This window comes from Pseudoxanthomonas sp. (assembly GCF_051953815.1).
GTDB lineage: Bacteria > Pseudomonadota > Gammaproteobacteria > Xanthomonadales > Xanthomonadaceae > Pseudoxanthomonas_A.
Genome location: NZ_JBQCIJ010000042.1, coordinates 38,346 through 49,930 on the forward strand (window position 1 = coordinate 38,346; position 11,585 = coordinate 49,930).

Annotated in this window: 13 protein-coding genes and 1 pseudogene; 10 read left to right on the top strand and 4 right to left on the bottom strand. The window is 67.3% G+C overall.

The annotated features are described in order from the left end of the window. Window positions 1-21: 21 nt before the first annotated feature. Window positions 22-345 carry a ferredoxin FdxA gene (gene fdxA / locus ACTHN1_RS13115; protein ID WP_440471384.1) on the top strand — a complete coding sequence of 108 codons (324 nt, stop codon included), beginning with the start codon at window positions 22-24 and terminating at the stop codon, window positions 343-345. Window positions 346-437: 92 nt separating this feature from the next. On the opposite strand, the gene ACTHN1_RS13120 is transcribed toward fdxA, so the two are convergent. Both ACTHN1_RS13120 and dapA read right to left on the bottom strand, forming a co-directional pair. Next, on the bottom strand, window positions 438-962 hold the full coding sequence (locus tag ACTHN1_RS13120; protein WP_440471385.1) for a hypothetical protein: 525 nt from the start codon (window positions 960-962) through the stop codon (window positions 438-440). A gap of 15 nt (window positions 963-977) precedes the next feature. Further along, window positions 978-1,886 (bottom strand): 4-hydroxy-tetrahydrodipicolinate synthase, encoded by a 909-nt coding sequence (gene dapA, locus ACTHN1_RS13125; RefSeq protein ID WP_440471386.1) that lies wholly within the window; start codon window positions 1,884-1,886, stop codon window positions 978-980. A gap of 161 nt (window positions 1,887-2,047) precedes the next feature. On the opposite strand from dapA, the gene ACTHN1_RS13130 reads away from it, so the two are divergent. The 7 genes from ACTHN1_RS13130 to ACTHN1_RS13160 all read left to right on the top strand — a co-directional run bounded on the left by ACTHN1_RS13130 (window position 2,048) and on the right by ACTHN1_RS13160 (window position 7,473). Beyond that, window positions 2,048-2,608, top strand: coding sequence for a glycine cleavage system protein R (locus ACTHN1_RS13130; RefSeq protein WP_141453362.1), 561 nt, complete (start codon window positions 2,048-2,050; stop codon window positions 2,606-2,608). A 5-nt stretch (window positions 2,609-2,613) separates the two neighbouring features. Next, window positions 2,614-2,964: a ribonuclease E inhibitor RraB gene (locus tag ACTHN1_RS13135; RefSeq protein ID WP_440471395.1), complete on the top strand. Its 351-nt coding sequence runs from the start codon at window positions 2,614-2,616 to the stop codon at window positions 2,962-2,964. A 7-nt stretch (window positions 2,965-2,971) separates the two neighbouring features. Then, complete coding sequence (locus ACTHN1_RS13140) at window positions 2,972-3,454, top strand: peroxiredoxin (protein ID WP_440471396.1); 483 nt, start codon at window positions 2,972-2,974, stop codon at window positions 3,452-3,454. A 115-nt stretch (window positions 3,455-3,569) separates the two neighbouring features. Then, a complete protein-coding gene (locus ACTHN1_RS13145) occupies window positions 3,570-4,970 on the top strand; it encodes a PhoH family protein (protein ID WP_440471387.1) in 1,401 nt (466 codons plus the stop codon). Window positions 4,971-5,106: 136 nt separating this feature from the next. Further along, window positions 5,107-5,781 (top strand): YoaK family protein, encoded by a 675-nt coding sequence (locus ACTHN1_RS13150; protein ID WP_440471388.1) that lies wholly within the window; start codon window positions 5,107-5,109, stop codon window positions 5,779-5,781. Between the two features lie 37 nt (window positions 5,782-5,818). Next, window positions 5,819-6,628 carry a bifunctional hydroxymethylpyrimidine kinase/phosphomethylpyrimidine kinase gene (gene thiD, locus ACTHN1_RS13155; protein ID WP_440471389.1) on the top strand — a complete coding sequence of 270 codons (810 nt, stop codon included), beginning with the start codon at window positions 5,819-5,821 and terminating at the stop codon, window positions 6,626-6,628. After that, the gene (locus tag ACTHN1_RS13160; protein ID WP_440471390.1) at window positions 6,625-7,473 is read left to right on the top strand and encodes an alpha/beta hydrolase family protein; all 849 of its coding nucleotides are present in this window, start codon (window positions 6,625-6,627) and stop codon (window positions 7,471-7,473) included. Before thiD ends, ACTHN1_RS13160 begins: the two co-directional genes overlap by 4 nt. 4 nt (window positions 7,474-7,477) lie before the next feature. Here ACTHN1_RS13160 and ACTHN1_RS13165 read toward each other — a convergent pair whose 3' ends face one another. Continuing rightward, complete coding sequence (locus tag ACTHN1_RS13165; RefSeq protein WP_440471391.1) at window positions 7,478-8,527, bottom strand: diguanylate cyclase; 1,050 nt, start codon at window positions 8,525-8,527, stop codon at window positions 7,478-7,480. Between the two features lie 94 nt (window positions 8,528-8,621). Beyond that, window positions 8,622-9,638, bottom strand: a complete 1,017-nt coding sequence (galE, locus tag ACTHN1_RS13170; RefSeq protein ID WP_440471392.1) for a UDP-glucose 4-epimerase GalE — start codon at window positions 9,636-9,638, stop codon at window positions 8,622-8,624. A gap of 205 nt (window positions 9,639-9,843) precedes the next feature. On the opposite strand from galE, the gene ACTHN1_RS13175 reads away from it, so the two are divergent. Both ACTHN1_RS13175 and ACTHN1_RS13180 read left to right on the top strand, forming a co-directional pair. After that, a complete protein-coding gene (locus ACTHN1_RS13175; RefSeq protein WP_440471393.1) occupies window positions 9,844-11,133 on the top strand; it encodes a nucleotide sugar dehydrogenase in 1,290 nt (429 codons plus the stop codon). Window positions 11,134-11,185: 52 nt separating this feature from the next. Then, window positions 11,186-11,569, top strand: a pseudogene (locus tag ACTHN1_RS13180) (NAD-dependent epimerase/dehydratase family protein); the annotation flags it as partial. Window positions 11,570-11,585: the final 16 nt, after the last annotated feature.

Sequence of the window (11,585 nt, forward strand, 5' to 3'; positions counted from 1 at the left end):
TCCCGTTTCGATGCTCTGCCAATGCCCTTCGTCGTCACCGAGAACTGCATCAAATGCAAATACACCGATTGCGTGGAAGTCTGCCCGGTGGATTGCTTCCACGAAGGTCCGAACTTCCTGGTGATCGACCCCGATGAGTGCATCGACTGCACCCTGTGCGAGCCGGAATGCCCGATCAACGCGATCTATCCGGAGGACGACGTGCCGGCCGGGCAGGAAAGCTACGTGCAGTTAAACGCGGAACTGGCCAAGGCCTGGCCGGTGATCACCACCCGCAAGGAACCGCTGCCCGATGCCAAGGAGTGGGAAGGCAAGCCCGGCAAGCTGCCGCTGCTGGAACGCTGATACCCGTCCCTCCGGGTCTTCACGGACATGGAGATCCGACCAAGAAAAAAGGCGCCATGAAGGCGCCTTTTTCGTGACCGCCGCCCGGGCGCTCAGTTGCCGAGCTTGGCCTTCAGCGCGGCAATCAGCTTGGTGGCCGCCTCGCCCTGCGCGGGCAGGCCGCGCGGATCCACCGCGGACACGTAGGCGCCATTCTGCAGGCCGACCACGCGCACCAGGAAGTTGCTGCCTTCGTAGTTCACGTCGTAGGTGCCCAGCAACTGGGCGCGGCTGGCGACGGTCACGCCTTCGATGCCGCCCAGCGCGTCGCCGACCTTGGCGAAGGCCTCATCGCGGCTGCCGGCGGTGTTGAAGCCGGTGTTGGACGCCGCCGCGGGCGCGCTGCCCTGGCCCTGCGACTGCACCTGCGAGGCGGTATTGGGCAGGGTCATCGCACCGGCGCTGCTGGGCAGGTTGAGATCCGGCGGCACTTCCAGCGGACGCATTTCCGGGCTCAGCGCGTAGTCGCCCTTGGCGCCCTTCTTGCTGAACCACTTGCAGCCCGACAGGCCGCCGGCCACGGAAACGGCCAGCAGCGCGAGGGCGAGCGGACGCATGAGCGAAGGCGAAAAACGCATGGTGTTCTCCTGGGTTCAGGCCGCGATCGTTTCGCGGCTGGATTCTTCTTCGAGTCGACGGGCCAGTCCGGCCAGCCGATCCGCGGTGTCCTGATGGGCGGCGGACAACGGCAGCAAGGGCAACCGCAGCCCCGCGCCGAGGTCCTGGCGCTGCAGCAGCGCCTTGACCGGGATGGGATTGGATTCCACCCCGAGAAAACCGTAGATCTCGCCAAGTTCCGCATCCAGCGCGGCCACCGCCGCGGCATCGCCGGCGCGGGCGTGGGCGCAGAGCCGGCGGAACGTGCGTGGCAGGGCGTTGGAACCCACCGAAATCAGTCCGTCCGCGCCGGCCAGCATGGCCCGGCCGGCGGTGGGGTCGTCGCCGCTGAGGACAACGAAACCGTCGTTGCGCAGCGCCAGCAGCGCGGTCATCCGCTCCGGCTCGGAGCGGGCTTCCTTGATGCCGACGATGTGCGGATGCGGCGCCAGCTCGGCGACCGTTTCCGGCAGCATGTCGCAACCGGTGCGGCCCGGCACGTTGTACAGCACCACCGGCAGACCGCCCTGCTCGGCCACCGCGCGATAGTGCGCGATCAGGCCGGCCTGGGTCGGCCGCACGTAAGGCGGGGTGACCACCAGCGCGTACTCGGCGCCGGCCGCCTGCGCGCGGCGCGTCTGGGCGATGGTCTTGGCGGTGTTCATCTGGCCGGTGCCGGCCAGCACCGGAATGTGGCCGCCGAGGATTTCCACCGCGCTCCGCAGCAGGCGCTCGAACTCCTCGTCCGACAACGCCGCCGCCTCGCCGGTCGAACCGGCGACGACCACGCCCTGCGTGCCGCCGTCCAACTGCTGTTTGAGCAGCCGGCGCCAGGCGTCGAGGTCGAGGTCGCCAGTCGCCGTGAACGGCGTGGCCAATGCGGTAATGCTGCCGGAAAGGGACAAGCGTCTGCCTTCTTGAACGTCTTGTGGAACAGGGGGCCGCGCGGCGTCCGCGCACCCTGCGATGTTACTTGCGGCGTGAAAGCGCGGGCAAGTATGCTGGATCCCGTGCCGGGTGCCCGCCCGGGGTGCCATTCAGACTCGCCGCCTTGCCGGAAGCCGCTTTGACCGATCCCACGCCCCGGCCTTCGCCGAACGAAAATCACCTCCTGATCAACGCCTACACGACGCATCCGGAGTCCCCGCTGTTGGCGGTGACGCGCCGGATCGCGGACAGCGGCTGCAATCTGGTCGATGCCCGCCTGTCCACGGTGGGCCGGGACGTGTCGGTGACGGCCCTGGCGACCGGTTCCTGGGACTCGGTGGCCAAGCTGGAAGCGATGATGACCCGGCTGGAACGCGAGGAGGGCCTGAAGCTCGTCTGGTATCGCACCGGCCCCAAGGTCGTGCAGTCCAACCTGCTGCCCTACATCGTGGAAGTGGTGGCCGCCGACAAGCCGGGCATCCTGTTCCAGCTGGCCGACTTCTTCGACCGCCAGGGCATCACCATCGAAAACCTGCAGAGCACCCGTTACCGGGCCATGCAGACCGGGGCGGAGATGTTTTCCGCGCAGGTGACCATCGGGGTGCCCGCCAACATGCACATCGCCGCGCTGCGCGACGATTTCCTCGAATTCTGCGACCATCTGAACCTGGACGCGATCATGGATCCGATGAAGTTCTGATGGCGATCGACCTTCCGACGCTCGAAGCGATGTTCAGCGATATCCGCGAGAAGACGGATTGGGATATCGATGGCCCGATGCTGTGGGGCTATTTCTTCACGGACTCATCGCCCGAACAGCTCATGGTCCTGAAAGGTACATTGGAGCAGCAAGGCTACTCGTTTGTCGATTTGTTCGTACCGGAACTCGACGAAGGACAGGACAAGTATTACTTCCTGCACGTGGAACGCGTCGAATCGCACACCGTTTTGTCGCTACACGAGCGCAATCAGCATTTCTACGCGTTGGCCTCGGACCACGGCATCGGCACATACGATGGCATGGACGTTGGCCCGGCTCCCGCCCTGAATGCCTGAGCATCAAATGGCCACCGTCGGCAAACCACTACCGAAATCCACCCTCAAGCTGCCGCTGGCGCTGTCCGGCGGCGAACACGCCACCCTCGCCGACTACGCCGGCCAATGGCTGGTGCTGTACTTCTATCCCAAGGACAGCACGCCCGGCTGCACCACCGAAGGCCTGGACTTCAACGCGCTGCTGCCGAAGTTCAAGAAGTTGAACGCCACCGTGCTCGGCGTGTCGCGCGACTCGGTGAAGTCGCACGACAATTTCTGCGCCAAGCAGGGCTTCAAGTTCCCGCTGGTCAGCGATGGCGATGAGAAACTCTGCCAGGCGTTCGACGTGATCCACGAGAAGAACATGTACGGGCGCAAGGTGCTGGGCGTGGTCCGCAGCACCTTCCTGGTCTCTCCCGACGGCCGCCTCGCGCAGGAGTGGCGCGGCGTCAAGGTTCCCGGCCACGCCCAGGCCGTGCTGGACGCATTGAAGGCGCTCCAAACCCAGTGATCGAACCGTTCTCCACCTGTTCCACCATCCCGTGTCGCGGCGGGCGTGGTGGTTCGCTGCTGTGCGCTCTCCGCGACGCGTGTTCACACATATCATCCTCCATGAGGCTGCCTGAATGACCCGAAGCAAGCGCATCTATGTGCTGGACACCAACGTGCTGATGCACGACCCCACGGCGCTGTTCAAGTTCGAAGAACACGACGTGTTCCTGCCGATGCAGGTGATCGAGGAACTGGACAACGCCAAGAAAGGCACCTCCGAAGTCAGCCGCAACGCCCGCCAGGTCAGCCGTTTCCTCAACGAACTGATCGTCGGCGCCGGCGCCGATCACATCCAGGCCGGCATCACCCTGACCCACCCGCAGGGCCTGCAGCTGAAGTCGCGCGGCCAGATCGGCAAGCTGTACTTCCAGGTCAAGCCGGTGGAGCCGGGCCGCACCTTCGGCACCGTGGCGCCGGACAACAAGATCCTGGCGTCGGTGCTGGAACTGCGCGAGGAACATCCGGAAGTCCCGGTCATCCTGGTGTCCAAGGACATCAACCTGCGCATCAAGGCCTCGATCAGCGGGCTGGCCGCCGAGGACTACGAGAACGATCGCGCGCTCGACGACTTCAGCCTGCTGTACACCGGCGCCACCGAGCTGGGCGAGGATTTCTGGCACAAGCACAACGCCGATCTGCGCAGTTGGAGCGACAAGGGCCGCACCAGCTACGAGATCACCCTGGCCGACGACGAGGACTGGTATCCCAACCAGTACCTGTACCTGCCCGGCGACGACGAGGTCGAACTGCGCGTGGTCAAGGTCGGCGCGGACCGCAAGGCCACGCTGACCATCGTCGACGATTTCCGCCACGGCCAGCACGCGGTCTGGGGCATCACCGCGCGCAACCGCGAGCAGAACTTCGCGCTGAACGCGCTGATGGATCCGGAAATCGATTTCGTCACCCTGCTCGGCACCGCCGGCACCGGCAAGACCCTGCTGGCGCTGGCGGCCGGACTGGCGCAGACGATGGATCAGCAGCGCTACCGCGAGATCATCATGACCCGCGCCACCGTCAGCGTCGGCGAGGACATCGGCTTCCTGCCGGGTACCGAGGAAGAAAAAATGACGCCGTGGATGGGCGCGCTGACCGACAACCTGGAAGTGCTGACCCACAACCAGGAAGGCGGCGCATGGGGACGCGCGGCGACCAACGATCTGCTGGCCAGCCGGATCAAGATCCGCTCGATGAACTTCATGCGCGGACGCACCTTCCTGAGCCGCTACCTGATCCTGGACGAAGCGCAGAACCTGACCCCGAAGCAGATGAAGACCCTGATCACGCGCGCCGGGCCGGGCACCAAGATCGTCTGCCTGGGCAACGTCGAGCAGATCGATACGCCCTATCTCACCGAGACCACCTCCGGCCTCACCTACGCGGTGGATCGGTTCAAGGTCTGGGCGCACAGCGCGCACATCACCCTGCGCCGCGGCGAGCGTTCGCGCCTGGCCGACTACGCGTCGGAAGTGCTGTAGAGCGCGCGGCGTCTCCCGCAATCGCAACCGCAATGGCGATACCGGCAACCGCCGGCATCGCCATCGCGTCCGTCGGCAGGCGAACCCGGACCCGATCGCTTAGACTCATTCCTGGTTCGGCGACTCCGTCCTGTACATGGGCATGCATCTTCCGCGCTGGGTCTGGATCGGCGCGATAGCGCTGGCTTGCGTGGCCGGCATGGTCAACGTCATCGGCTTCCTGGGCTTCGAACACCAGGCCATCAGTCATCTCACCGGCACGACCAGCCTGCTCGGCGCCGCGCTGGCCGCGGGCGATGGTCGTTCCATCGCGCATCTCTGGGGCGTGCTGATCGCCTTCTGTCTCGGCGCCACCCTGAGCGGCCTGATCATCCAGGACCAGACGCTGCGGCTCGGCCGCCGCTATGGCGTGGTGCTGACCGTGGAAGCCCTGCTGCTGGCCGCGTCGGTGCCGTTGTTCCAGCAGGAACAGATCTGGGGCGGGCTGCTGGCCGCCACCGCCTGCGGATTGCAGAACGCGATGGTCACCACCTACAGCGGCGCGCTGGTCCGCACCACCCACCTGAGCGGCATGTTCACCGACCTGGGCATCGGCCTGGGCCATCTGATCCGCGGTCGCCCGCTGCCGATGCGACGATTGACCCTGAGCGGATTGATCATCAGCGGATTCCTGGTCGGTGGCGTGATCGGCGCCTGGCTGTTCCGCCGCTGGAGCTATGAAGCCCTGTTCGCGCCGGCGCTGCTGACCGGCATGACCGGGCTGGGGTACGTGATCTACCGGCACTGGACGCGGCACCGGGCACTGCCCTGACGCGGCCTGGGCGCGGGCGGATGGCACAATACCGGCCATGACGCTGCCTTCCGTGGTCTCCGCCCTCACCATCGCCGGTTCCGATTCCGGGGGTGGCGCGGGCATCCAGGCCGACCTCAAGACCTTCGCCGCCCATCGCGTGCACGGGCTGTCCGCCATCGCCGCCCTCACCGCCCAGCACACCCGTGGCGTGACCGCGGTGAACGTGCCGCCGATGGATTTCCTGCGTGCCCAGCTGGACGCCTGCTTCGACGACTTCGACGTGCGCGTGACCAAGCTGGGCATGCTGGCCACCGCCGAAGTCATCGGCACCGTCGCCGACGTGCTGCGCGCACGCGCGCCGGCGTTCGTGGTGGTGGATCCGGTGATGGTCGCCACCAGCGGCGCCAAGCTGCTGGAGGACAGCGCCCTGCAGGCGCTGCGCGAACACCTGTTGCCGATGGCCGACGTGGTCACGCCCAACCTGCCGGAAGCCGAGCTGCTGCTCGGCCGGCGCATCACCAACGTGGAAGACATGCATGCGGCCGCGCGGGCGCTGCTCGGACTCGGCGCGCGGGCGGTATTCCTGAAAGGGGGCCACCTGCCCGGCACCGGCGACGTCACCGACCTGTTCGCCGACGCGACGGGCGTGCGCGCCATTTCCCATCCGCGGCTGGCGCTGGAAGCGCACGGCACCGGCTGCACGCTGGCTTCGGCGATCGCGGCCAACCTGTGCCGTGGGATGTCGCTGGCCGACGCCTGCTTCGCCGCTTCCGACTACGTGCATGCCGCGCTCCGGCAAGGCTATCGGCCCGGCCGCAGCGCGATCCTCGTCCTGGATCATTTCGGAGCCTCGCCCCGCCCATGAGCATCCGCGCCCTGGAACTGCCGGTCCTGAGCGACGATGGCCACCGCTGGACGCTGGCCGCGCGCGTGCCGGAACAGATCCGCGCGCAGCTGCTGTGGCTGCCCGCGCTGGGCGTGGCCGCCCGCCACTACCTGCCGTTCGCCGAGGCGCTCGCGGCCCGCGGCATCGCGGTCTACCTGCATGAGTGGCGCGGCAATGGCAGCAGCAGCCTGCGACCGGATCGCCGGCACGACTGGGGCTACCGCGACCTGCTGGCCGTGGATCTGCCGGCCAGCCAGGCGGCGATGCGCGCGCAGGGGGCCGGCGGACGGACCATCATCGGCGGGCACAGCCTGGGCGGACAACTGGCGGCCTGCTACCTGGGCCTGCACGCGCAGGACTTCGAACGGCTGTGGCTGGTCGCCAGCGGCACGCCGTACTGGAAGACGTTCGCCCCGCCGCGCGGCTGGCTGTTGCCCTGGTTCTACCAGTTCGCGATCTGGATCGCGCGCCGTCGCGGCACGTTTCCGGGTCGCCGGCTCGGTTTCGGCGGCGAGGAAGCGCGCGGCCTGATTGGCGACTGGGCCACCGTCGGCCTGAGCGGCCACTACGCCGCCGCCAGCCTGGACGCGGATCTGGAGGCGGTCATGGCCGCCGCTGCCCCGGCCATCCGCGGCGTGCTGTTCGAACGCGACTGGCTGGCGCCGCCGGCATCGCTGGCCGGCCTGCTCGCCAAGTTCCCGCGCGGGCGCAAGCACGTCACCCGGCTGGGCGCGAGCACGTTGGGCGCGCGCGCGGATCATTTCGCCTGGATGAAACAACCGGACGCCGTCGCCGCCGCGCTGTGCGGACAGGACGAGGGTTGAGGATTCAACCGACCACGATGCAGTCGCGGCCCTTGCGCTTGGCCTGGTAAAGGCCGCGATCGGCGGCGTCGATCCAGTCGCTCACGGTCGCCATCGAGGGACTGATTTCGGCCAGGCCGATACTGACCGTGCAACGCAGACCGTCGCGGGTGAACGCATAGGCCGCCACCTGCCGGCGCAGGCGTTCGGCCGCGACGATCGCGTCCTCCCATTGCGCATCCGGCATGACGATGCCGAATTCGTCGCCGCCATAGCGCCCGCCGGTATCGCCATCGCGCAGGCAGGCCTTCATCAGCCGGGCGAATTCCTCCACCACGCTGTCGCCGACGGTATGGCCGCGGGTGTCGTTGATCTGCTTGAAGTGGTCGATGTCGATCAGCACCAGCACCGCCGGCCGGCGCGCGCGCTGGTAGCGGTTCAATTCGACCGATACCGCGTAGAGCCACTGCTGGCGGTTCATCAGGCCGGTGGCGGCGTCGAAGCGCGCCATCTTTTCCAGCAGTTCCTTGTGCTGCTGGGCCTTGCGCGAAATCGCGTGGGTGGCGAAGCCGATCGCCATCGGATAAACCGCCAGGAACGGCAGGCAGGCCAGAACCACGCCGTAACTGGTCAGCGGCTCGAAGGCGAATCCCATGGCCGCGCTGGTCGCCAGGCACGTAAGCGCCATCGCGCCCAGCGTGCGCGCGCCGAACCGCGGCCCGCCGATGATGATCTTGTCCATCGTGAGCATCACCGCCAGCAGCGTGCTCGGCAGTGCGTCGAAGCGCATGACCGCCACCCAGAACCCGCCCATCGCGGCATCGAGGGTCAGGTTGCGGTACTCGTCGTTGATCGGGTCGTGGCTGCGGCGGACCCGCCAGTAGGCCAGGTGCGGCCAGATGAGGCCATTGAACAGCAGCAGCAGCCACGGCGCGATGCCGTCGCCATGGTCGTGCAGGACCGCGCCGACGCAGATCGTGCCCAGGCCCAGCCCGAGCACCCGCATCCGATAGGTGCGGAAGCCGAAACGGCTCCGGGTGTGCTCGTCGATGCGGTTCGCGCGTTCCAGTGGCAAGACAAGCAGTCGGTGGCTCCGTCCGGCGGATTCTCCGCGAACAGGCCGGCAGCGTCCAGCGTCCCGGCGCGGATCGCTCCGGCGCGATGTCGGTTCAGGCGGCCTCGTAGCCTCGCGGATTCATCGACTGCCAGCGCCAGGCATCCTCGCACATGGCGTCGACATCCAATCCCGCCCGCCAGCCCAGCAGTGCCTGTGCCCGCGTCGGATCGGCATAGACCTCGGCCACGTCGCCGCTGCGACGACCGACGATCTCGTACGGAATGTCCCGTCCGGAGGCTCGTGCGAAGGCGCGGACCAGTTCCAGCACGCTGACGCCCTGCCCGGTCCCGAGGTTGACGGTCAGATTGCCGCCCGCATGCGCCTGGGCGGCCAGCGCGTCGGCATGCGCGCGGGCCAGGTCGGTCACATGGATATAGTCGCGCACGCCGGTGCCGTCGCGGGTGGGATAGTCGCCACCGAAGATGCTCAGGCGCTCGCGCCGGCCGACCGCGACCTGGCAGATGTAGGGCATCAGGTTGTTGGGGATGCCCGCCGGGTCCTCGCCAATCAGCCCCGAGACGTGGGCCCCGACCGGATTGAAGTAGCGCAGGTTCACGACCTGGAAATCCGGATCGGCCCGGCACAGGTCGCCGATCAGTTCCTCCATCACCAGCTTGGTCCGCCCGTAGGGATTGGTGACCCGCAACGGCGCTTCTTCATGGATGGGAACCCGCTCCGGATCCCCGTAGACGGTGGCCGATGAGCTGAACACCAGGCGGCGCACGCCGGCGTCGCGCATGGCCTGGAGCAGGTGGATGGTGCCGCCGATGTTGTTCTCGAAATAGTCGAGCGGACGTTCGCAGGATTCGCCCACCGACTTCAGCGCGGCGAAATGGACGACCGCGTCATACGCATGGGTGTCGAACAGCGCGTGGATGGCGGCGCGATCCCGCAGATCGAGGGTATGGCACACCGGCGGCTGGCCGGTAATCCGTTCTAGCCGGCCCAGTACCCGCGGCGAACTGTTGGAGAAGTTGTCGGCGATGTGCACGCGATGACCGCGCGCCACCAGTTCCACATAGGTATGGGCCCCGATGTAGCCGGCGCCGCCGCACAGCAGGATCCGCATGCCCCGTTCCTGTCGATTCGTTCCATGGCGCGGCCCGGGATGGGCCATGCTCCACCGGTTGATACGCGAGGACCGCGCCGGACAGGCCAACCCGCCGCCAAATCCATCCGGCGTGTCCTCTCCGCGATGGTTTGCGCGTTTCCCGGCGTACACACCCGCTAGACTTCCAGCGGTGCGCATGTCCACCACAGGGGAACGACGCTTGATGAATGCCTCACTGCCCGCGCTCGACCAGGTCAAGATTGCCGTCATCGGCCTTGGCTACGTCGGCCTTCCGCTCGCCACGGCCTTCGGGCGCCGCTTCCCCACGCTGGGGTTCGACATCAACGGCAAGCGCGTGCAGGAACTGCGCCGCCACCACGACCACACCCTGGAGGTCTCGGAGGCCGAGCTCAAGGAAGCCGCCCTGCTCGACTTCAGCGACGATCCCGAGGCGCTGAAGGGCTGCAACGTCTTCATCGTCACCGTTCCCACCCCCATCGACGAGTACAAGCGCCCGGACCTGCGGCCTCTGGAGTCGGCCAGCCGCACCGTGGGCCGCGCGATCGGCCCCGGCGGCGTGGCGATCTATGAATCCACCGTCTACCCCGGCGCCACCGAGGAAGTCTGCGTGCCGATCATCGCGCGCGAATCCGGACTGGTGTTCAACGACGATTTCTATGCCGGCTACAGCCCCGAGCGCATCAACCCGGGCGACAAGCAGCACCGCCTGGAAACCATCACCAAGGTGACCTCCGGTTCCACCCCCGAGGTCGCCGATTTCGTCGACGCGCTGTACGGGGCGATCGTCGTCGCCGGCACCCACAAGGCCTCCAGCATCCGGGTGGCCGAAGCGGCCAAGGTCATCGAGAACACCCAGCGCGACGTCAACATCGCCCTGATCAACGAACTGGCGCTGATTTTCCATCGCCTGGGCATCGACACCCATGAAGTGCTCGAAGCCGCCGGCACCAAGTGGAACTTCCTGCCGTTCCGTCCCGGCCTGGTCGGCGGCCACTGCATCGGCGTGGATCCCTACTACCTGACCCACAAGGCCCAGCAGATCGGCTACCACCCGGACGTGATCCTGGCCGGCCGCCGCATCAACGACGGCATGGGCGGGCACGTGGCCCAGCGCGTGGCCAAGCTGATGGGCCAGCGCGGCCTGCAGACCACGCAGTCCAACGTGCTGATCCTGGGCCTGGCATTCAAGGAGAACTGCCCGGACCTGCGCAACACCCGGGTGGTGGACATCGTCGCCGAACTGCGCAGCTACAACGCCAACGTGCATATCCACGACCCGTGGGTGAGCCCGGCCGAGGCGCACGAGGAGTACGGCCTGGAGCTGGTCGCGCAGCCCGAAGCGGGCAAGTACGACGCGGTGATCCTGGCGGTCTCGCACCGCGAGTTCATCGCCCTGGGCGCGGACGGCATCCGCGGCTTCGGCAAGCCCGGCGCGGTATTATTCGACGTCAAGCGCGCCTTGCCGCGCGCGGCGGTCGACGACAGCCTGTAGACACGGCTCCGCCTACCGTCGGTCCCTCCCTCCGAACCGTCCAAGGCCCTTCATGCGCGTACTCGTCACCGGCGCCGCCGGCTTCATCGGATCCACGCTGAGCCATCGCCTGCTCGCGCGTGGCGACGAAGTGCTCGGCTACGACAACCTCAACGACTACTACGACCCCACGCTCAAGGAAGCGCGGCTCGCCCGGCTGACTCCGCATGCGAACTTCCGTTTCGTGCGCGCCTCGCTCGAGGATCGCCCGGCGCTCGAGGGCGCATTTGCCGACTTCCGCCCGCAGCGCGTGGTCAACCTCGCTGCGCAAGCCGGCGTGCGCTATTCGCTGACCAATCCGTACGCGTACATCGAGGCCAACCTGGTCGGCTTCATCAACGTGCTGGAAGCATGCCGCCATGGCGGCGTCGAGCACCTAGTCTACACCTCGTCGAGTTAGGTATACGGCGCCA